Here is an 18,846-nt window from a genome sequence, read left to right on the forward strand (position 1 = left end):
GTCTCATCCGGAGTCGGTGGGTCGAACGGCCCGCGGAGGAAAAAGGGCCCTGTCACCCGTTGGCGACCGAAACGCGGCGTTCACCCGCTCGGACCGGGGAGGATCGAGCGACGCTTCACGAGGACGAGCGCCAGCGCTCCCCAGAGGGCGCTCTCGACGAGAAACGACGGCGTCCAGAGGTAAAACAGCAGGAACTCGCCCGGCGGGATGCCCAGCGGGTCGGGTGGAACGGTCAGCGGCCAGCCCAGAAACAGCGCGTCACCGGGTCGACCGTTGAGCACGACGTGCAGCGCATCCAACAGCAGATGTGAGCCCCAGCCGACGGCCACCGCGAGCCCGGCTCTGCTCGACAGCGCGAGGAGGACGAAAAGCGGGGCACCCAGGGCCGTGTGGCCGACGGAGTGGTACAGATCGGCGATCCCGAGGAGCCCCAGCGGCTTGTCGACGACGTCCGGTATCGCGGCTCCGACGACGAGCCAGACCGACGAGAGCCGTGACTCGTGGCCGACGACCGCGGCCACGAGCAGGTGCGTCGGAAAGAGCATACCGACCCGTGGTCACGACCACCCAATTCAGTTGCGTCCGGCACGGCCGTCGATCGGGAGCCAGCCGGCGACGTAGCCGTAGTCCCGAACGAACACGGCGAGCGACGGGGCGAGCACGGCGGGGGCGACCGCCACGACGAGATCGGTCGGTATCGCCGGTGCGAGCGCGATCGTGAGAAACACCATCTGGACGCCGGCGAGGTACTTCCCGAGGTCGCTGTCCGGCCGATCGAACAGCGTTCGGCCCCGTCGCTGGCGGCAGTACTTCGCCCCGCGGAAGACGTACCGCGCCGCCGACAGCGAGAGATACCACACGGGGAGCTGGCCCCAGAGGACGGCCACCACCGGCGCAGCGACGAACCCGAACGTGTCGAACGCCATGTCGAGCCGTTCGCCGAGTTCGGTCGGGCGTCCGACGGTTCGGGCGACGAGCCCGTCGACCCTGTCGAGGGCGGCACCGACGCCGTAACAGGCGGCTGGGACCCACGCCAGCGACGTGTCCGGCGGCACGACGACGAACCCGGCGACCACCGCGAACAGTCCCCCCCGGAGCAGCGTCACGGCGTTGGCGACGCCGAGCGACCGCAGACGGGTCCCGAGACCCAGGCTTCGGTTGGCGGTGAGGTTCCGCGTGAGGTACCAGAGCTGGCCGGTCCAGAGTCCGCCGACGACGAGAGCCGGGTGGAGCGGGCTCTGCACGACCACTGCGGCCGGTATCAGCGGATAGCTCACCACCAGAAGCACTCCAGCGATCGCTACGAGACCGCCCACCTCCAGGCTCAGCCGCAGCGAGCCGCCGTGCGGTGCCTCGCTCATCGGAACCTCCCTGTCCGCGTCCGACTGCGGCCGCTCATCCCGCTCCCGTGCCGCCCGTCGGACGTTCACTCATCGATGTCTCCCGAACCCACTATCAGTTGGGCCGCCCGTTCATAAACCATCGCGTAGTGGCGTCGACTACCGGAGCAGGCGAACGAGGACGACGAGCAGGACGACCTGGGCGATCTTGTCGATAGCGCCGAGCGTCCCCACGTCGCCGGGGAACGACTTCGATCCACCCGCGAAGTTGATGTAGTACCAGAGCACGATCTGGAGGAGCGTGTACGGAATCCCCACGAGATAGACGGTCGACCGGCGGTAGCCGACGAGGACGAGCGCGATGGCCCCCAGAAAGCCGAGCCCCGCGAGAACGAAGCTGATCCCCAGTCCCGAGGGCACCAGCCGAACACCGAGAAACAGGTGGACGAGGGCGGTCACGGCTGCCGCGGCGATGCCCACCCACACGACGCCGGGCAGTGACTCCGTCTGCAGTCCCGTCTGCCCACTCTCCGTCGCTGTCATGGTTCCCGTACGCACGTGCCCTCATTAAATGTGGCCCCGAATCGCACGCCGCTCCCCGTCACGATCGGTCGAAGTCGGAATCCCGAAGCTCCTCGATACGGGCACACTCTTCGGCCGTGAGCCGCACGCCCCCGGCTTCGAGGTTCTCGACGACGTGCTCCGTCTCGATGCTCGATGGAATGGGAACGACGCCTCGGGTGACGTTCCAGGCGAGCACGACACCGGCCGGCGAGAGATCGCGCTCGGCGGCGATGTCCCGGACGATCGCCTCGTCGAGCAGGCCCGTGGCCGACAGCGGCGAGTGTGCGACGACCCTGATCCCGCGTTCATGACAGTACGACACGAGGTCGGTTCGGGGTCGGTACGGATGCCGCTCGATCTGAACGAGCGCGGGTGGCACCGATCCCGTATCGAGGATCACGTCCAACTGTTCGCGGGAGACGTTGCAGACGCCGAGCGTCCGTGCCCAGCCGCGCTCGTGGACCGTCTCGAGGTTCGCCCACGCCTCTTCGAGGGAGACGCCGGCCGTTTCTCTCTTCCCGGTGTCGTCCTCCGGGAACGTCAGCGCCTCCTGTTCGTGGATCGGCTTCTCGGCCAGTCGCGCGAGCCGTCCACGGTGGGCCCAGGCCTCGGGCCAGTGCAGCGCATAGCAGTCGAACGCCTCGATACCGAGCGCCGTCCGGCTGCCCGCACAGGCTGCCAGCAGGTGCGGCAACTGATGATTCGTCCGCCACACCTTCCCGAGAACGAACACGTGATCGCGGTTCGGGGCCCCCGGTGCGGCCAGCAGGTCGCCGATGCGGTGTTCGTTGCCGTACAGCTCGGCGCTGTCGAGCAGCCGATAGCCGGCGTCGAGCGCCGTCGCGATCGAGTCGACCCGCTCGACGTACTCGCCGTCGCGGTACCGCGAGCAGCCGAACCCGACGGGCGGGAGACGGAGCGCCGCCTCGCGCTCGTCGCTCCCACCGGCACGGGCGGGTCTGACGGTCGGTGCGGTGATCGGTTTCTGGACTGTTCCGTGTGCCGGAACCTCGACCGACCGCTCCTCGCTGGCCGCCCGCTCGATGGCGTTACAGACGGCGACGACGTGAGCGCCGCAGCGGGCACTCGTCCGTGGGGAGTCGCCGGCGGCGATGGCGGTCGCGAACCGTTCGACCGCGTCGAGGTACGTGGCGGATCGATTCGGTGTCTGTGGGGGTACGTTCGTGTACTCCCGTCCCGCCCGGCGGAACTGCACGGTATCGGTCGTCGCCGTCATCGCCCCGGCTCCGTCGAGATACACCGACCCGTCGTCGCCGTGGAGTTCGAGCCCGTAGAACTCCCGACCCCGGTGGGGCGTGTACATGCTCGCGGTCAGCCGCACCGTCGGCCCGTCCGCGAACGACAGCATCGCCTCGACGTGACTCGTCTCCGGCTGGCCGGGCTCCCTGTCGGGCCAGACGTCGAGGACGTCCGCCGTCCGAACCTCGTGTACCGGACCGAACCACGCGACCAGTAGCGTCAGCGGGTAGACGCCGCCGTCGTACAGCGGCCCCACGTCGAGGAACGCCTCCGGCCGGTGGTGCCAGTCGGTCACCCGGCCGACGTGGGCGTGGGCGTACCCGATCCCGACACGGCCGAGTCGCCTCTCGGCGAGCAGACGGCCGGCGATGCGTTGGGCCGGATACAGATGCGACAGCGGAGCGCAGGCGAGCCCGAGCGACTCGCGTTCGGCCGTCGCCAGCAGGGCGGCGGCAGTATCGGCCGCCAGCGCGAGCGGTTTCTGTGAGTAGACGTGCCGGCCGGCGGACAGTGCCTCCGCCGTGACCGTGGCGTGGGCGGCCTGGTCCGTCAGGTTCACGACCAGCGGCGCATCGACACACTCCAGCGCCGCCTCGACGTTGTCGAACGCTCGGGTGCCGTGTCTCTCGGCGAGCGACGCGGCTCGCTCGGCGTCGAGATCACAGACGCCGGTCAGCGAGAGCCGGCTGTCTGTCGTGAGAGCCGCGTACTGTGTCGCGATGTCGCCGGCCCCGACGAAGAGACACTCCACACCCACCACTGTGGCGGCGAGGAGATAAACCCCGCCCGCATCGTCGTCCGCCTTCTCGTCGCCGTGAGCCGATCGGCGGACGTCGAGCGACGGGGACGACCGGGGAACCGTTTTGTTCGCCCGTCGCGTGGGGTGATCGTGGTCGAACCGGGGATGAGCCGTCGCGGCACCGTGTACCTCCGCTGTCTCCAGGCGGTCGGCCGGTACCTGCCGTACGGCACGACCGTCTACGAACGCGACTGGGACGTTCTGGTGGTTCTCGATGCCTGTCGCGTGGACCTCCTCCGAACGGTCGCCTCGGCGTTCTCGTTCGTCGGCCGCGTCGAGACGATCCGATCGGTCGGCAGCTCGTCCTCGGAGTGGCTGGAGAACACGTTCCGTGGCCGTCCCGAGGCCGACCGGACGGTGATGGTCACGGGGAACACGTGGACGGACCGATACCTCACCGCCGGGGACTTCGGGGCGCTCGACGAGGTCTGGAAGTACGCGTGGAACGACGATCTCGGGACCGTGCCCGCGCGAGCGATCACCGACCGCGCGATCGCGCATGCACGACAGTCGGACCCCGAGCGGCTGGTCGTCCACTACATGCAGCCTCACCACCCGTTCGTGCCGGACCCGATATCGGCCGACGACGGGCTCGCACGGACCGGGACGCACACCCACCCGACCAACCCGTGGGTGCTGCTGCGACGCGGCGACATCACCACCGATCGCGTGTGGAACGCCTACGAGGCGAACCTCCGGTACGTTCTCGACGAGGTCGAGACTCTGCTCGCGAACGTCGACGGCCGGGTGGCGATCACCGCCGATCACGCCAACCTGTTCGGCGAGTGGGGGCTGTACGGCCACCCGATCCACACTCCGGTCCCGGCCCTGCTCGCCGTCCCGTGGGCCGAGACGACCGGTCACGACCGTCGGACCCGGGAGCCCGATCTGACCCCGCCCGAGTCGCTCCCGGTCACCCGGGTTCACGGAGCCGACGACGATCGAGAACGACTCGATGCGCTGGGATACGTCTGACGTGGCTGCGGTCGCGACCGCGGCGGGCATCCACGCCGTCAGCCGGTGGACGAAACGCCGGCGGCGGGTCGCCGTGACGTCACGGCACGCCCGCCGCCCCGAAGAACAGGGGGTTCGCCGACCGACGGGGTTTCCCCCGCGGCTCCCCGTAGAGCGATCGAATGGCTTCCCGTGGTGCGATCGTCGATCTCGACGGCACGGTCTACCGCGGCGGCTCGCTCCTCGCGGGCGCTCGCGAGGGGCTCGCAGCCCTCCGTGACGCAGGGTACGGCGTCCAGTTCGTCTCGAACAACCCCTCGAAGTCGTCCGCCGAGTTCGCCGACCGACTCACCGATCTGGGGCTGGCTGCCGATGCGGACGAGATCGTCTCGGCGGCGGGTGCGACCGCGCTCGCGCTCGAACGAACCCACCCCGGCGCGCGGCTGTTCGTGATCGGCTCGCCGGGTCTGTGCTCGGTCCTCGAAGACGCGGGCTTCACGCTGGTCGACGATCCCGAGACCTGTAACGTGCTCGTGACCTCGTACGACCGCGGGTTCGCGTACGACGACATGACCGACGGGCTGCGCGCGATCGAGGCCGGCGCGGCGTTCGTCGGCACCGACCCCGACCGGACGATCCCGACCGCGGACGGTCGCGCGGTGCCCGGTTCGGGCGCGATAATCGAGGCGATCGCGGGGGTCGTCGATCGCGAACCCGACTGGATCGCGGGCAAACCCGCGGAGGCGATGGCCGAGACGGCGCTCGACCGCCTCGACTGCGCCCCCCACGAATGTCTCGTGATCGGCGACCGGCTCGACACCGACGTCGCGATGGGCGAGCGCCACGGAATGACGACGGTGCTCGTCCTCACTGGCGTCACCGATCGGGCGACGCTCGCCGACAGCGACATCGAGCCCGATCACGCGATCGAGAGCCTCGGCGACGTCGCGTCGGTGCTCGCGGCGATCGACGCGGGCTGACGACAACCGCGGCAAACCGATTCGAGGTTCCCGAACGTTTTTGGTGTCAGTCGGCGATGGCGTGAGCGCTATGGCAGACGAAGACGAACTCCGCTCCCAGATGACGAACGCGTTCGAAGAGGCCGACTACCCGATCTCGAGCCCGATGGATCTCGTGCCGGCGCTGCCGAACGGTCCCTCGACCAAGTTCGAGTCCGGCGACTTCTCGATGACCGCGATGGAGCTCAACACCAAACTCGACGGCGGGAACTTCCCGTACGAGAGTCCCGACTCGTTCGTCGACGACATCATCGAGCAGCTCAAAGCCCAGGACGAGCTCTGAGGCGCGGGCTTCCTGCCCGTCTCAGATTCCGCGAAGGCTGGAGTTAACCCGGCCGCCGCCGAAGGCCCGCCATGGCCGGCCTGGTGGCGGTGTTCGAGACGGTCGTGGAGGTGTTGTTCCGGACGTTCGGGCCGTTCGTCATCCCCGCGACCGTCTTCGCCGTCGGGCTCGTCGGCTACGCCGCGCTCTTCCTGTTCAACCGGTGGTTCGGCGATCGGTGAGGTCTCCGCCGTCGCTCGACGGTCGTCACCGACCCAAGGGCTAAGCGGCAGCGTGCCGCCGATAGAGCATGGTCGAACCCATGCGCGAGTTCGAGACGCCCGCCGTCGAGGAACTGCCCGAGGACCTCCAGGAACGTATCGCGGCCGAAACCGAGGACGCAGGCTTTACGCCGAACGTCTTTCGGGCGTTCGGATACCGACCCTCGCACTTCCGGGCCTTTTTCGCCTACCACGACGCGCTGGTCGAGCACACCGCCCTCGAACGCGAGGAGATCGAGATGATCGTGGTTGCGGTCAGCGGCGCGAACGACTGTTACTACTGTATCGTCGCCCACGGCGCGCTCCTGCGGATCTACGCCGACGACCCGCTGCTTGCCGACCAGCTCGCCGCCAACCACCGCGCCGCCGACCTCGACGACCCCCATCGCACGATGCTCGACGTCGCGGTGAAGCTCACCGACTCTCCTGGCACTGTCGATTCGAGCGACGTCGACCGGCTCCGCGAGGTCGGCTTCTCGGAGAAGGCCGCGTGGGACATCGCCAGCGTGACCGCCTTCTTCAACCTCTCGAACCGGATGTCGACGTTCGCGGACATCCGCCCGAACGAGGCGTTCCACACCCTCGGGCGGGATGAAACGGGTTCGACCGACTGAACCGAGCCCGCCCTGCCGTCCGGCCGCGTTCCGGCCGTCGACGCCGGAAAGAACGGACGTGGCGCGCGGAGCGCTGTAGCCCGAATCTTGCCGGCGAGGCGGTCCGCGGACGCCGTTACGACGTCGGACTTCCGGACTCGTCGATGCGTTCCTCGTACTTCGCCAGGCTGCTGTCGAGCGCCTCGCTGGCGTCGATCCCGGCGGAATTTCCCATCTGGAGGGCCGTGAACAGGACGTCGCCGAACTCGTCCTCGGTCACGGTTATCTCCCCCGGCGAATCCCCGTACTCCGCCGATTCGATGGCGTCTTCGGCGATCTCGCCGACCTCCTCGACGAGGTTCAGGAGTCGGTACTCGGTGCTCATGTCGAGGCCGTGTTCGTCCACGAACTCGGCGACCTTCTGTTGCTCTTCCACGAACCACCCACAGCGCGACGTCACAAGAAACCGGGGGCTCGTCCCGGTCCGCCGGAAGCGATTTCACCGCATCGCGCCTCCAGCCGGTATGCGCGGCATCGACGACACCGACCGCGAGATCCTCGCCATCCTCGCCGACGACGCCCGCCGCTCGTACCGCGCGATCGCCGACGAGGTCGATCTCTCGCCGCCCGCGGTCTCCGATCGCGTCGACCGACTCCGCGAACTCGGCGTCATCCGCGGGTTCACGCTCGACCTCGATCGATCGCTGCTCGACGATGGAAGTCCGGTTCTCGTCGAACTCCACGTCCGGCCGACGACACTCGACGACGTCCGGGCGGACGTCGAGGCCGCCCCAGCGACCGAGCACGTCTTCACCACCGCCGACGCCCGGATCGTCTTCGACGCCAGGCCCGACGGGCGCGACGTCCGCGAACTCCTCGCCGAGGCGATCGACCTCGACGAGATCAGGGAGTACGACGTCCGCCCGCTGTCGAGCACGTCGTGGACGCCACAGATCGGCGACGCGGCGTTCGCCCCCGAGTGCGTCGAGTGTGACAACACCGTCGACGAGGAGGGCACGACCGCGTGCCTCGACGGCGACCGCTATCACTTCTGCTGTTCCTCCTGCGAGGCGCAGTTCACCGAGCGCTACGAGGCACTCCGCGAGGGCGCGGCGGACTGACCGCCCGGAACCGCCGGGGACCGTCGTTCAGTCCGCGTGCGCCATCGTGCCCTCGTCGCCGCCGCTCGACTCGAAGAAGGTGACGTAGATCTCGGCGAGGAACACGGCGGAGAAGACGACGTTCAGGATCGTGGTGTACCCGCTCGGGGCCGTCCCGCCGGCGCTGCCCGACTGTGGGATCAGTTCCAGGGTGGCCCACGTGTAATGGATCACGATCCCCGAGACCGCCGCGAGCGTGAAGATCGAGACGAACAGCACGGCGGCGAGGCGCGCGCCGTAGTACTTCCGGTACATGTTCACGATGTGGGGGACGATCAGGTCGGCGAAGATGAAGCTCATGACGCCGCCGAAGGGGATCCCGGCGTTCCAGAGCACCACCGCGAAGGGAATGTTCGCGACCGAGCAGACGAACGTCAGCACGCCGACGGCGACCCCGATCACGCTGCCCAGCGCTACCCACGCGAACGTGCCCTCGGGCGCGATCGAGAACAGGCCCGTCCAGAACGACCCCGGGACGAACGCCGCGATCAGCGCCGCGACCACGAAGCCCGCCGCGATGTCCTCCCAGAGCATGTCCCACTCGCCGATCGCGTTCCGGAAGGCGTTCTTCCAGCCCTCCCTGGTCAGGAGCTTGTCCCGCCACGTGTCGTCCGTATCGCGATTTCGATAGGTCTCCATGCACGACTGCGAGCAGAAGTGCTCGGTTCCGCCGTCGGTCTCGACCGAGTAGGTGTCCTCTTCCTCGGGATCGACCTCCATCCCACAGATCGGATCGCGGGCCCCCTCGTCGTCGAGGTTCTCGCGGGCGGCCGCGAACCACTCGTCGGGGACGACGTACTTCGTGATCCCCGCGAGCAGCAGGATCATCAGAACCCCGCCGAACACGTCGGCGGCGACGAACTGCCAGCCCAGGAGGATCCACATCACGAGCCCGATCTCGATCACGAGGTTCGTGCTCGCGAACTGGAAGGCCCCGAACGACGCCTCCGGCGAGGCCCCCTTCTCGAAGATCGACTTCGTGGTGGCGACCGCGCCGAACGAGCACGACGACGAGAGGAAGCCGAAAAACGAGCCGAGACCCAGCGCTCGCAGTCCCCGGCCGCCGAGGAGGTCGGTCATCCGCTCCTCGGTCACGAACGCCTGGACCGCGCCCGCGATCGTGAAGCCGAGCACGAGCGCCCACCACGTCTCCCACGTCATCTCGGCGACGAACCGTCCCGCCTCGACGAGACCGTCGACGATGGCCATGTGTGCGATAGGGCCTCCGGAGTTACGTGAATTCCGTCTTCGAAACCAAACCGCGGGACGCGACCGGGACGATCGGCGACGAACCCTTCTCGTCGGATGGGCGACTTCGGTTCGTTAGCCACAACGGACGAAAGCCGACCTCCCGAAGAACAGGCTGCAATGGCGCTCCAAGAGATCGATCACCTCGACGACGACGCGCGCGAGTGCCTCGACAACTGCCTCGAAGCCGCCCCGGTCTGTGAGTGGTGTGCCGACGAGTGTGCGGGCCACGGCGAGGAGATGGCCGAGTGCGTCCGGCTCTGCCGGGACGTCGCGGACATCGCGTCGCTCCACGCCAGGCTGATGGCACGTGACTCGGCGTACAGTTCGGACCTCGCCGAAACCTGCGCGGACGTCTGTGAGGCCTGTGCCGACGAGTGCGAGGGACACGACCACGACCACTGCCAGGCCTGCGCGGACGTCCTTCGGGACTGCGTCGAGTCCTGCCGACGGATGGCGTCCTGAACGGCCGCCGCCGTCGCCAGCTTTTCTCGATGTATCGGAGAAGCTAACAGTCGTGTCCACGTGGCCGGGTTCATGTCGCACTCGCCGGACGACAGATACGGTCGCACGCTGCTCGCCGTCGCTACCGCGCTGACGATCGTGATCGTCCTCTACAGCGTCTTCATCGCCGGCCAGCTGCTCCTCGGTGTGTTCGTGATCGTCTCGGTCGTCGTTCCGCTGTTCGTTCTCTATCTCCTCTATCGGATCGCTCGCGCCAGCGAACGCATCGCGACCGCGCTCGAATCCCGCACCGACGTGGGGACGAACGACGAACACCGGCGACGCTGAGGCTGTCTCGTTTCCTCGCGGCGTGAGCCGCCCCGATTCGTCTCACTCAGTCCCGAACGGAGCTCAGTCGGTCGGATCGGGGTCGTACTCCGGGCCGACGGCCATCCTGAGTGCGCCTGGCCGCACCTGGAGGTCGAGTTCGTCGTGGGTGCTGATCTCGCCGTCGAGGCTGAAGTCGATCGGGCGGTCGTGGCCCACGATCCGGAGCCGGCGGGCGAAGAACCGATCGACGTGTTCGGTGTCCCGACCGAGGAGCTGCTGCCCGATCGCCTCCGCGACGCGATCGCTCTGTGGCATCTCCTCGATCACCGTCACGTCGAAGAGGCCATCCTCGACGTTCGCCTGGCCGATCCGGTTGGTGAACCGCCGGGAGTTGCCCACCAGAACGCAGAGCGCCTCGCCCGACCACGACCACGTCTCGCCGTCGGCGACCGCGTCGATCGTCACGTCGAGCGGGTCGAACGTCGTCGCCTGCTGGACGCCCGTGATGACGAACGCGAGCGGGCCGAACCGCTCCTTGACGTCGGAAGTGGTCGCGGCGCTCGCGTCCGCAGTCAGCCCCGCGACGCAGGACTTCACGAACGGCTCGCCGTCGGCGACACCGAGGTCGATATTGCGGACCTTGCCGGTGTCGAGCATCGCGAACCCGTGTTCGATCCCCTCGATCCCGAGATCGGTTGCCACGATGTTCGCCGTGCCTGCGGGAATCACGCCGAGCCGGACGTCGTCGAGTGCTTCAGCCGCCACGAGCCCCTCGATCACCTCCTTCAGCGTGCCGTCGCCGCCGCACGCGCCGAGCACGCTGACCCCGTCCGCTGCGGCCTCCCGCGCGAGGTCGGCCGCGTGACCTGCCTCGACCGTCTCATGCACGGTGTAGCCGCGCTCGTCGGCGAGACCGTAGACTGTATCGAGATGATCGCCCGACCCGCTCTCGGGGTTCACGACGACGCGTCTTTCGAGGTCGTCGGTCGACGCTCCGCCGTCGGTTCGAACGGTGGTCGGGGGTTTCATCGTCCTGTCCGGCGTTCGCTCGGTGGCCGGGGAAAATAAATGACGGGGCCTGCAGCCGCCGTGGTTCACAGGTCGTCGGCTCTCGTGCGGTCACGGATCCCGTCGACGCGATCCTCGATCACGAGCACGCGCTCGTCGGCGTCGGCGCGAGCGGCCCGACCTCGCGGGTGAGCTGGTCGCCGAGGACCCAGACGGTCATCGCGACCTCGTTCCCGATCGCCGGTGCGGCGAGTCGTCCATAGCCACACGAGGGACGACGACTGCTAAAGCCGTCCGGCCACGGCGATCGATTCGGCTTTCGATTCACGGGCCGTCGTTCGACAGTATCGCCTGGCCCGTAGGCGGTCCCCCCGAGGACGGAATCGGCGGTCTTTTGGGCCGAACGAGCGAACCCGGATCGACAGATGAAACGCGACGACGCTCTCGACAGGCGAACCGTTCTCCGGAGTGCGGCCGGCGTGCTCGTCGCCGGAGCGCTCGCCGGGTGTTCCGGTGGCTCCGGCGACGGCGGATCGAACGACACCGGGGACTCGGGAACCGAAACCGGGGCGACCGGCGGCGACGCGACGACGGACGCCGGGACCACCAAGGTAGAGACCACGGCCGTGGCGACCGACGCCGAAACCACCGCGCCCGGAACGGAATCGGGCGACGGGACGACCGACGCCGGAACCGCTGACGGGACGGCGACGAGTACCGACGCCACCGGGAACGAAACCCCGGCGTCGAACGCCAGCACCGCCACCACGGGCACGAACGCCACGGCGACGACGAACGGGACATCGGGGACGACCGTCGGGACGGGAGCTGTCGACGAGTATCTCTCGGAGGCGAACGGGTACGACGGCTCGGTGACCGACGAGACCGGCTCCGACGCCATCGAGGTCGCCGTCGGGACCGGCAATCGCGGGTTCGGGTTCGATCCCGCGGCGGTCCGCGTCTCGCCGGGCACCACGATCACGTGGACGTGGACCGGCGAAGGCGGCGCGCACAACGTCCTCTCCGAGGGCGACGGTCCGCTCGACAGCGGGGAGGCGGAGATGGGCGAGAGCGTGACCTACGAGGCGACGCTCGACTCGCCCGGCGTGTACCCCTACTACTGCGAGCCCCACCAGTCGCTCGGAATGAAGGGCGTGGTCGTGGTCGCGAACCAGTAGCTCGCGCGCGAATCGCGCCGCTCCGGCGATCGCGATCCGGTCCGTTATGGGGCTCGCGACCCTCCTTCTCCCCACATGGGAGACGAAAACGAGTTCGACGTCGCGGTGGTCGGTGGCGGGCCGGCCGGTCTCACGACAGCCCTCTACACCACCCGGCTGGGCCACGATACCGTGGTCGTCAACCGCGGCGGCGGGCGCGCCGCGATGATGCGTGACACCCACAACGTGATCGGCGTCACCGAGGACGTGAGCGGCAACGAACTCCTCCAGGCCGCGATCGACCAGATCCAGAACTACGGCGCGGAGTACCGCCGCGGCTCGGTGACCGACGTCGAGGCGACCGACGGTCGGCGGGCGTTTCGGGTCGAGACGGCCGACGACGAGATCGCGGTCGATCGCGTGGTGCTCGCCACCGGGTTCTCGGACGAACACCCCGACCCGCCGCTTCCTCGTACTGGCCGCGGCCTCCACTACTGTCTGCACTGTGATGCGTACATATTCGTCGACGAGTCGGTGTACGTGATGGGCCACGGCGAGTCGGCCGCCCACGTCGCGATGATCATGCTCAACTTCACCGACGAGGTCGACCTCCTGCTTCGGGGCCACGACCCCGAGTGGTCCGCGGAGACCGACCGCCAGCTCCGCGCGCATCCGGTCGAGATCGTCGAGAGCGAGATCGAGAGCAAGTTTTCGGACGAGGACGATCCCGACTGGCTCGGCGGCTTCGAATTCGAGGACGGCACCCGACGGGAGTACAAGGGCGGGTTCGCGATGTACGGCTCGCAGTACAACAACGACCTCGCGAGGGGGTTGGACTGTGAGATCACCGACGACGGGACGGTGGCGGTCGACGATCACGGGCGAACCTCCGTCGAGGGCGTCTTCGCGGTCGGCGATCTCACGCCGGGCCACAACCAGATCCCGGTGGCGATGGGCCAGGGCGCGAAGGCGGGCATCGCCATCCACTACGACCTCCGGCGGTTCCCGATGAGCGTCGAGGCAATCGAGGCCGCCGGCGGGGTGGACGACGAGGACGTTCCGGCGGTGTCGGCCGACTTGCGATTGAGCTCGGCCTCGCGCGCCGCCGGCGACGACTGACCGGAGCGCTCGACACCGCGGGTGGTATGTGGGTGGGGGGCGATAGCGAGGGTATGCAGGCCGATCGCGGGGACGACCGGAGCCCGAACGGACGCGGTCGTGGTGACCGATTCACTGGAGGACCGCGATGAAACGGATCCGGCTCGGCAACGCGGTGTTCGAGGGGCTGAACAACGCCTACGTGTTCGGGGCCGATCCCGAGGCCGAGACCACCGTGATCGATACCGGTGTCGCCACGCCGGACGTCCGCGAGCAGTTGGAGGAGGGGCTCGCCGACTGTGGACTGGACTTTGCGGACGTCGACGAGGTGCTCCTCACGCACTGGCACGAGGACCACGTCGGGCTCGCGGGCGCGATCCAGGCCGCGGGCGACGCGACGGTCAGGGTCCACGCCGACGACGCGCCCCTGGTCGAGCGTGATCCCGACGCGTGGACCACGATGAACGAACGCCAGCGCGCGCTCCTCGACGAGTGGGGCGTGCCCGACGAGCCGCGCGAGGAACTGCTCGACTTCCTCGACAGTCACGACGAGCTGACCGGCCCCGAGCCGACGGTCGAGCCGTTCGCCGACGGCGACCGCTTCTCGACTCCGGAGGGCGATCTCGAAGCGCTCCACCTCCCGGGGCACGCCGCCGGACTCTCCGGGTTCGTCGTCGACGGCGAGGACGGTCGCGCGCTGTTCAGCGGCGACGCCCTGCTTCCCCACTACACGCCGAACGTCGGCGGGGCGGACGTGCGCGTCGAGGCTCCCCTCGCCAGATATCTCGAAACGCTCGAACGGATCGTCGACGGCGGGTTCGATCGTGCCCATCCGGGCCACCGCGATCCGATCGACGATCCCGCGGGACGTGCAAAGGAGATCGCCGCCCACCACCGCGAGCGCACGGGACGGGTGGTCGACGTTCTTTCGGAGGTGGGGCCGGCGGACGCGTGGACGGTGAGTGCGGAGCTGTTCGGCGACCTGTCGAGCATTCACATCCTCCACGGGCCTGGCGAGGCGTACGCCCACCTCGATCACCTCGCCGCGGGCGGCGTCGTCGAACGCACCGAAAAGGAGTACCGGCTCGCCGAAACCGATCCGGCGCTCGACGAGCTGTTCCCGGCGATCGCCACGTCGGCCTGACTCGATCGCCAGCGACTGTCGAGTGCCGTGACTCCCGACTGGACCTGGCCGAGATGCGTGCGGAGTAGTGCGGTGCGGGCCTGGCGGATGAAGGGCGAGCGAGTGCAACGAGCGAGGGCTTCGGCGGTGCTGTGTGGAGCGGTTGCGGAGAGCGTAACAGTTGTACCGCGAGCGACCGAAGGGAGCGAGCGGGAGTTTTTAGTCCAGGTTTTTGGAGGGGGTTCGACCGAGTGAGCGTAGCGAGGGAGGACCCTCTCTAAAAAAGTGGGTGCCTCTAGAGCTCGATGCGTTCGATCAGTCGGTCGTCGGTCTCGTGGGTCGTGACGGCGGTGATGCGGATGTGGTCTTCGAGGCCGGAGCCGTTGAGCTTGGCCTTCAGGAGGGTGTCGACTTGATACACGCCGGCGGCGTCGGTCATCTCGATCTCGACGAGGACGGGAGCGCCGTCGCCCGGTTCGAGCGAGACTTCCTGGATCGCCTGGCTCGACACGGTGTTGATCCCCCGCCCGCCCTGCTCGTAGGGTTTGCGCGAGCGGCCGTGCTCCATATCGAGCGCGTCGGCGACCCGGACGACGCCGGCCTCCAGCGTCAGCGGCGTCTCCGGGGTGTGATGACAGAGGATCGCGTGGAGCACCTCGCCCTTGACACGGACGCGGGCCTCGGTGTCGTAGAACCCGAACTCGGGGAGCACCCGGTCGAGCACGTCGGCGGCGAGCGGGATCGAGTAGTAGGGGTGATCCGAGCGGTGGACGACGTGGCCGATGTCGTGAAGGGTTGCGGCGAGCGCGATGATGACTGGCTCGTCGGCCTCGTCGAGACCCTGATCGCTCGCGCCATTGAACTGGACGTTCCCGGCCTTGAGCAGGTCGTAGAGACAGAGCGCGCGATTGCGGACGATCGAGATGTGCTTGGCTCCGTGGTCGTTGTAGCGCTTGCGCGCCACCGGGTTGACGTTCTGGGCGTCGAGATAGGCCTGGATCTCCGGGTCGCTCTCGACGAGTTCGAGCACCTCGTTCACCCGCTCGTCGGGGAAGGCGTGATCGGCTTCCGGGCTGTAGACGCGACCGTTGCCTGCGGCGTCGGCGCTGTCACTCATGCGATGGTGTTCGACAGCCGGAAGGAAAACTCATCGGCTTGCTCACCGTCGGGCGAGAGATCGCGGCGATGCAGCATGCAGCGCCGACGCAACCGCCGATCCGTAGTCGTCGGCCGCCTCAGGCTGCGTCCCGAGCCGCTGCCTCGACCTCGTCGTAGTCGGGTTCGACGCCGGGATCGTCGCTTTCCCACGCGTAGGTGATCGTGCCGTCGCCGTCGACGACGAACACGGCGCGCTTTGCGACCTCGTCGATCCCCAGTTTGTCGAACGCCATCCCCACATCGTAGGCGTCGACGACGTCGTGGTTCGCGTCGCTCACGAGATCGTATTCCAGACCGTTGTCCTCACGGAAGGCGTTGAGCGCGAACGGCGAGTCGACGCTGACGCCGTAGACGCTCGCGCCCGCGTCCGCGAAGGCTCCGAGGCGGTCCTGAAACGTCCGCATCTCGCCGGTGCAGACGCTCGAAAACGCGCCGGGGAAGAAGGCGAGCACGATCGGAGCCTCGTCGAGGCGATCGGCGAGCGTGAACGTCTCGCCGAGATCGCCGTTCGCGAGCGGTGCGCTGAAATCGGGGGCCGTGTCGCCGGTGTCGACCATCGATCGCGATAGCCACGACAGCCTCAAAACCCTTCCTACCCGAGCAAAAAGCCTATAACTCACACATCGTAAGTCGTAGCCACGATGCTCGGAGCCATACTCCAGATACCAGGCGTCCCCGGTGGGCCGGAGGTGTTGATCATCCTCGTGATCATCGTCTTCCTGTTCGGGGCGAACAAGATCCCCGAACTCGCCGGCGCGCTCGGCGAAGCTCGCGGCGAGTTCGAGCAGGGACGGTCGGAAGTCGAGAACGAACTCGAGGAGATGCAGGACGTCGCCCAGGGTAACACCGATCCGTCTGGCGGGACGAACGCGGCGAACGACGCCAGTTCGGGGGGCGATACGGTCGATCACAACCCGCCCGAAGTCAACGAGAAGAACACCGAAGTCGAGAGCAACTAACCACAACGGCTTTTCGGCCCCGCCACTTCGCCCCGCCGGGGCGTGTGGCCTAGCGGATAGGGCGAGAGGTTCCTAACCTCTCGATCGCGGGTTCGAATCCCGTCACGCCCGCTTCGCGGCCGTGACGTACTCCCACTCGCTACGCTCGTGGGGAGTCCCGCCACGCCCGCTGTCGTGTTGCGAACGGTGGTGAGCAACCGACAGCGCACCGTGTTGGATGCGAAGCAGGGAGTGGAGTGAGCGGCGGGAGGCGCTCGCTTCGCTCGCGCGAACGGGATCTCTCCGTACAGCACCACACGATCCCTCGGACGCTCGCCCCCTCGGCAGAAGTCGAGACTGACACTCTCAATACACACGTTACGCATGATCGGCGTCCGTGCTTCGGCCGTTTATGACGAACTCGTGGACGTAACGGACCTTTCGCTGGTGTCTTTTGACGATCATACTCGCCGATCCTACGGGGTTGGAGAAGACGACGAAAGCACTTGAGACGGACGACACTTCTCGAAAAAGGTCTTTGGCCCGCCGTGTTTAAATCGATTCCAGCCGGGCGATACCACCAAGGAAATAGCCCAGCGCGCCGATGTCGGTGTGCGCGGTGACACCGATGCCGGGTGCATAAGGGTTACTTTCCCGCTCCAGAAATAGGCGGTATTGAGGATGTCCCCCGTACTCACAGCAGTATCTGGGACCAGCATCACACTGTACACTGTGCCGGTCATCGGTGTCGAACTGGGGCAGGCGGAAATCACCGCAGTCGGCGTCCTCATGATCCTGCTGCTCCTCATGGGGTCGGGCTTTTTTTCGTCGTCCGAGATCGCGCTGTTCTCCCTGCCGGCCCACCAGATCGACGCGATGGTCGAGGAGGGCAAACGTGGCGCACGCGCGGTCAAGTCCCTCAAGGAGGACCCCCACCGCTTGCTCGTGACGATCCTCGTCGGCAACAACATGGTCAACATCACGATGTCCTCCGTTTCGACGACCCTCGTCGGTTTTTACTTCGATCCGGGGACGGCAGTCCTCGTTTCGTCGTTCGGTATCACGTCGATGGTCCTGATATTCGGCGAGAGTGCACCCAAGTCCTACGCCGTCGAGAACACCGAACTGCACGCACGGCGCGTCGCCCGAGGACTGAAAATCGTCGAGAAAGTGCTGTGGCCGCTCATCACCCTGTTCTACTATTTGACGACAGTGGTGAACAAGATCACCGGCGGCAGCGCGTCCATCGAGTCGACGTACGTCACTCGCGACGAGATTCGAAACATGATCAAGACGGGCGAGCGCGAGGGCATCCTCGACGAGGAGGAACGGCAGATGCTCCAGCGCACGCTGCGATTCACCGACGCCTCCGCCAAGGAAGTGATGACGCCCCGCCTCGACATGGCGGCCGTCTCGAACGGCGCGACCGTCGAGGAAGCCATCGAGAACTGTATCCGGTCGGGACACGCCCGCCTGCCGGCCTACGAGGGCTCGCTGGACAATGTGATCGGCGTCTTCGATATCCGCGAGCTCGAGGACGCCGACTACGACGCCTTCGCCGACCTCGAGGTAGAGGACGTGGTCAATCCGACCCTCCACGTTCCCGAGTCGAAGAACGTCGACGAACTCCTCTCGGAGATGCGCGAGAACCGGCTGCACATGGTCATCGTCATCGACGAGTTCGGTGCCACCGAGGGTCTCATCACGATGGAAGACGTGCTCGAGGAGATCGTCGGGGAGATACTGGTAGGTGGCGAGGACCACCCCATCGAGTTCGTCGACGACAACGAGGTACTGGTCCGCGGCGAGGTCAACATCCACGAGGTCAACGAGGCCCTCGATATCGACCTTCCCGAGGGCGAGGAGTTCGAAACGATCGCGGGCTTCATCTTCAACCTCGCGGGCCGTCTCGTCGGGCAGGACGAGGAGTTCGACTACGAGAACGTGACGCTGCGGGCCGAACAACTGGAAGACACCCGCATTCAGGAAGTCCGGATGACCGTCGATCGCGACACCGCCGATCCGGTCGAAGAGGAGTCGCCACCCGGCGACGGCGAAACCGATTGACTGGCTGTCTCTCAGCCGCTTAGCCGTAGGAGGAGGTTTTCAG

23 protein-coding genes and 1 tRNA gene are annotated in these 18,846 nt (G+C 67.5%); 14 read left to right on the plus strand and 10 right to left on the minus strand.

Annotation, left to right across the window (positions count from 1 at the left end; genetic code table 11):
• Positions 1 to 80 precede the first annotated feature (80 nt).
• The 4 genes from TX76_RS00310 to TX76_RS00325 all read right to left on the minus strand — a co-directional run bounded on the left by TX76_RS00310 (position 81) and on the right by TX76_RS00325 (position 3,915).
• A complete protein-coding gene (locus tag TX76_RS00310) occupies positions 81 to 545 on the minus strand; it encodes a hypothetical protein (RefSeq protein ID WP_049898204.1) in 465 nt (154 codons plus the stop codon).
• Between the two features lie 27 nt (positions 546 to 572).
• On the minus strand, positions 573 to 1,361 hold the full coding sequence (locus TX76_RS00315) for a CDP-alcohol phosphatidyltransferase family protein (RefSeq protein ID WP_049898206.1): 789 nt from the start codon (positions 1,359 to 1,361) through the stop codon (positions 573 to 575).
• Positions 1,362 to 1,499: 138 nt separating this feature from the next.
• The gene (locus tag TX76_RS00320; protein ID WP_049898207.1) at positions 1,500 to 1,883 is read right to left on the minus strand and encodes a DUF7475 family protein; all 384 of its coding nucleotides are present in this window, start codon (positions 1,881 to 1,883) and stop codon (positions 1,500 to 1,502) included.
• Positions 1,884 to 1,941: 58 nt separating this feature from the next.
• Entirely contained in the window at positions 1,942 to 3,915 is a 1,974-nt protein-coding gene (locus tag TX76_RS00325) for an aldo/keto reductase (RefSeq protein WP_049898208.1), read from the minus strand.
• Positions 3,916 to 4,068: 153 nt separating this feature from the next.
• Between TX76_RS00325 and TX76_RS00330 the strand changes: the two genes are divergently transcribed.
• The 5 genes from TX76_RS00330 (at position 4,069) to TX76_RS00345 (ending at position 7,093) form a co-directional block, all read left to right on the plus strand.
• Positions 4,069 to 4,938, plus strand: a complete 870-nt coding sequence (locus tag TX76_RS00330) for an alkaline phosphatase family protein (protein ID WP_049898558.1) — start codon at positions 4,069 to 4,071, stop codon at positions 4,936 to 4,938.
• Between the two features lie 161 nt (positions 4,939 to 5,099).
• Positions 5,100 to 5,897: an HAD-IIA family hydrolase gene (locus TX76_RS00335; protein ID WP_049898209.1), complete on the plus strand. Its 798-nt coding sequence runs from the start codon at positions 5,100 to 5,102 to the stop codon at positions 5,895 to 5,897.
• A gap of 70 nt (positions 5,898 to 5,967) precedes the next feature.
• Entirely contained in the window at positions 5,968 to 6,219 is a 252-nt protein-coding gene (locus TX76_RS00340) for an MTH865 family protein (RefSeq protein ID WP_049898211.1), read from the plus strand.
• A 71-nt stretch (positions 6,220 to 6,290) separates the two neighbouring features.
• Entirely contained in the window at positions 6,291 to 6,440 is a 150-nt protein-coding gene (locus TX76_RS17900) for a hypothetical protein (protein WP_195155965.1), read from the plus strand.
• Between the two features lie 80 nt (positions 6,441 to 6,520).
• On the plus strand, positions 6,521 to 7,093 hold the full coding sequence (locus TX76_RS00345) for a peroxidase-related enzyme (RefSeq protein WP_195155975.1): 573 nt from the start codon (positions 6,521 to 6,523) through the stop codon (positions 7,091 to 7,093).
• Between the two features lie 115 nt (positions 7,094 to 7,208).
• On the opposite strand, the gene TX76_RS00350 is transcribed toward TX76_RS00345, so the two are convergent.
• The gene (locus TX76_RS00350; RefSeq protein ID WP_049898215.1) at positions 7,209 to 7,508 is read right to left on the minus strand and encodes a MazG nucleotide pyrophosphohydrolase domain-containing protein; all 300 of its coding nucleotides are present in this window, start codon (positions 7,506 to 7,508) and stop codon (positions 7,209 to 7,211) included.
• A gap of 88 nt (positions 7,509 to 7,596) precedes the next feature.
• Between TX76_RS00350 and TX76_RS00355 the strand changes: the two genes are divergently transcribed.
• A complete protein-coding gene (locus TX76_RS00355) occupies positions 7,597 to 8,193 on the plus strand; it encodes a winged helix-turn-helix transcriptional regulator (protein WP_049898217.1) in 597 nt (198 codons plus the stop codon).
• A gap of 27 nt (positions 8,194 to 8,220) precedes the next feature.
• Here TX76_RS00355 and TX76_RS00360 read toward each other — a convergent pair whose 3' ends face one another.
• Positions 8,221 to 9,441: a permease gene (locus TX76_RS00360; RefSeq protein ID WP_049898219.1), complete on the minus strand. Its 1,221-nt coding sequence runs from the start codon at positions 9,439 to 9,441 to the stop codon at positions 8,221 to 8,223.
• A gap of 159 nt (positions 9,442 to 9,600) precedes the next feature.
• Between TX76_RS00360 and TX76_RS00365 the strand changes: the two genes are divergently transcribed.
• Together TX76_RS00365 and TX76_RS00370 are read left to right on the plus strand one after the other, a co-directional pair.
• The gene (locus TX76_RS00365) at positions 9,601 to 9,945 is read left to right on the plus strand and encodes a four-helix bundle copper-binding protein (RefSeq protein ID WP_049898221.1); all 345 of its coding nucleotides are present in this window, start codon (positions 9,601 to 9,603) and stop codon (positions 9,943 to 9,945) included.
• Between the two features lie 72 nt (positions 9,946 to 10,017).
• A complete protein-coding gene (locus TX76_RS00370; protein WP_195155966.1) occupies positions 10,018 to 10,272 on the plus strand; it encodes a hypothetical protein in 255 nt (84 codons plus the stop codon).
• A gap of 63 nt (positions 10,273 to 10,335) precedes the next feature.
• Here TX76_RS00370 and TX76_RS00375 read toward each other — a convergent pair whose 3' ends face one another.
• Both TX76_RS00375 and TX76_RS00380 read right to left on the minus strand, forming a co-directional pair.
• Positions 10,336 to 11,283, minus strand: coding sequence for a diacylglycerol/lipid kinase family protein (locus TX76_RS00375; protein WP_049898225.1), 948 nt, complete (start codon positions 11,281 to 11,283; stop codon positions 10,336 to 10,338).
• 118 nt (positions 11,284 to 11,401) lie between these two features.
• Positions 11,402 to 11,590, minus strand: coding sequence for a hypothetical protein (locus tag TX76_RS00380; protein ID WP_049898227.1), 189 nt, complete (start codon positions 11,588 to 11,590; stop codon positions 11,402 to 11,404).
• A 97-nt stretch (positions 11,591 to 11,687) separates the two neighbouring features.
• Between TX76_RS00380 and TX76_RS00385 the strand changes: the two genes are divergently transcribed.
• From TX76_RS00385 to TX76_RS00395, 3 genes are all read left to right on the plus strand, one after another.
• Positions 11,688 to 12,440, plus strand: coding sequence for a halocyanin domain-containing protein (locus TX76_RS00385; RefSeq protein ID WP_079890705.1), 753 nt, complete (start codon positions 11,688 to 11,690; stop codon positions 12,438 to 12,440).
• Between the two features lie 75 nt (positions 12,441 to 12,515).
• The gene (locus TX76_RS00390) at positions 12,516 to 13,538 is read left to right on the plus strand and encodes an NAD(P)/FAD-dependent oxidoreductase (protein ID WP_049898228.1); all 1,023 of its coding nucleotides are present in this window, start codon (positions 12,516 to 12,518) and stop codon (positions 13,536 to 13,538) included.
• A gap of 127 nt (positions 13,539 to 13,665) precedes the next feature.
• Positions 13,666 to 14,661: an MBL fold metallo-hydrolase gene (locus tag TX76_RS00395; RefSeq protein WP_049898230.1), complete on the plus strand. Its 996-nt coding sequence runs from the start codon at positions 13,666 to 13,668 to the stop codon at positions 14,659 to 14,661.
• Between the two features lie 274 nt (positions 14,662 to 14,935).
• Here TX76_RS00395 and TX76_RS00400 read toward each other — a convergent pair whose 3' ends face one another.
• Positions 14,936 to 15,757: an HD domain-containing protein gene (locus TX76_RS00400; RefSeq protein WP_049898231.1), complete on the minus strand. Its 822-nt coding sequence runs from the start codon at positions 15,755 to 15,757 to the stop codon at positions 14,936 to 14,938.
• Between the two features lie 118 nt (positions 15,758 to 15,875).
• Positions 15,876 to 16,355, minus strand: a complete 480-nt coding sequence (locus TX76_RS00405) for a redoxin domain-containing protein (RefSeq protein WP_049898233.1) — start codon at positions 16,353 to 16,355, stop codon at positions 15,876 to 15,878.
• A gap of 84 nt (positions 16,356 to 16,439) precedes the next feature.
• Here TX76_RS00405 and TX76_RS00410 point away from each other — a divergent pair, with 84 nt between their 5' ends.
• From TX76_RS00410 to TX76_RS00420, 3 genes are all read left to right on the plus strand, one after another.
• Entirely contained in the window at positions 16,440 to 16,757 is a 318-nt protein-coding gene (locus TX76_RS00410; RefSeq protein WP_049898235.1) for a Sec-independent protein translocase subunit TatA/TatB, read from the plus strand.
• A gap of 38 nt (positions 16,758 to 16,795) precedes the next feature.
• Positions 16,796 to 16,868 (plus strand) — tRNA-Arg (locus tag TX76_RS00415).
• A gap of 549 nt (positions 16,869 to 17,417) precedes the next feature.
• Positions 17,418 to 18,803, plus strand: a complete 1,386-nt coding sequence (locus TX76_RS00420; RefSeq protein WP_049898237.1) for a hemolysin family protein — start codon at positions 17,418 to 17,420, stop codon at positions 18,801 to 18,803.
• Positions 18,804 to 18,846 lie beyond the last annotated feature (43 nt).

The sequence above is a fragment of the Halococcus agarilyticus genome, from assembly GCF_000334895.1.
Taxonomy (GTDB): Archaea; Halobacteriota; Halobacteria; order Halobacteriales; family Halococcaceae; genus Halococcus; species Halococcus agarilyticus.

What these genes read in the sequence shown, in the direction of transcription:
- TX76_RS00420 (WP_049898237.1), top strand. Translation starts at nt 17,418, where the DNA reads ATGTCCCCCGTACTCACAGCAGTATCTGGGACCAGCATCACACTGTAC.
- TX76_RS00410 (WP_049898235.1), top strand. Translation starts at nt 16,440, where the DNA reads ATGCTCGGAGCCATACTCCAGATACCAGGCGTCCCCGGTGGGCCGGAG.
- TX76_RS00370 (WP_195155966.1), top strand. Translation starts at nt 10,018, where the DNA reads ATGTCGCACTCGCCGGACGACAGATACGGTCGCACGCTGCTCGCCGTC.
- TX76_RS00390 (WP_049898228.1), top strand. Translation starts at nt 12,516, where the DNA reads ATGGGAGACGAAAACGAGTTCGACGTCGCGGTGGTCGGTGGCGGGCCG.
- TX76_RS00355 (WP_049898217.1), top strand. Translation starts at nt 7,597, where the DNA reads ATGCGCGGCATCGACGACACCGACCGCGAGATCCTCGCCATCCTCGCC.
- TX76_RS00385 (WP_079890705.1), top strand. Translation starts at nt 11,688, where the DNA reads ATGAAACGCGACGACGCTCTCGACAGGCGAACCGTTCTCCGGAGTGCG.
- TX76_RS00360 (WP_049898219.1), bottom strand. Translation starts at nt 9,441, where the DNA reads ATGGCCATCGTCGACGGTCTCGTCGAGGCGGGACGGTTCGTCGCCGAG.
- TX76_RS00315 (WP_049898206.1), bottom strand. Translation starts at nt 1,361, where the DNA reads ATGAGCGAGGCACCGCACGGCGGCTCGCTGCGGCTGAGCCTGGAGGTG.
- TX76_RS00375 (WP_049898225.1), bottom strand. Translation starts at nt 11,283, where the DNA reads ATGAAACCCCCGACCACCGTTCGAACCGACGGCGGAGCGTCGACCGAC.
- TX76_RS00345 (WP_195155975.1), top strand. Translation starts at nt 6,521, where the DNA reads ATGCGCGAGTTCGAGACGCCCGCCGTCGAGGAACTGCCCGAGGACCTC.
- TX76_RS00395 (WP_049898230.1), top strand. Translation starts at nt 13,666, where the DNA reads ATGAAACGGATCCGGCTCGGCAACGCGGTGTTCGAGGGGCTGAACAAC.
- TX76_RS00340 (WP_049898211.1), top strand. Translation starts at nt 5,968, where the DNA reads ATGGCAGACGAAGACGAACTCCGCTCCCAGATGACGAACGCGTTCGAA.
- TX76_RS17900 (WP_195155965.1), top strand. Translation starts at nt 6,291, where the DNA reads ATGGCCGGCCTGGTGGCGGTGTTCGAGACGGTCGTGGAGGTGTTGTTC.
- TX76_RS00320 (WP_049898207.1), bottom strand. Translation starts at nt 1,883, where the DNA reads ATGACAGCGACGGAGAGTGGGCAGACGGGACTGCAGACGGAGTCACTG.
- TX76_RS00335 (WP_049898209.1), top strand. Translation starts at nt 5,100, where the DNA reads ATGGCTTCCCGTGGTGCGATCGTCGATCTCGACGGCACGGTCTACCGC.
- TX76_RS00330 (WP_049898558.1), top strand. Translation starts at nt 4,069, where the DNA reads ATGAGCCGTCGCGGCACCGTGTACCTCCGCTGTCTCCAGGCGGTCGGC.
- TX76_RS00400 (WP_049898231.1), bottom strand. Translation starts at nt 15,757, where the DNA reads ATGAGTGACAGCGCCGACGCCGCAGGCAACGGTCGCGTCTACAGCCCG.
- TX76_RS00310 (WP_049898204.1), bottom strand. Translation starts at nt 545, where the DNA reads ATGCTCTTTCCGACGCACCTGCTCGTGGCCGCGGTCGTCGGCCACGAG.
- TX76_RS00365 (WP_049898221.1), top strand. Translation starts at nt 9,601, where the DNA reads ATGGCGCTCCAAGAGATCGATCACCTCGACGACGACGCGCGCGAGTGC.
- TX76_RS00405 (WP_049898233.1), bottom strand. Translation starts at nt 16,355, where the DNA reads ATGGTCGACACCGGCGACACGGCCCCCGATTTCAGCGCACCGCTCGCG.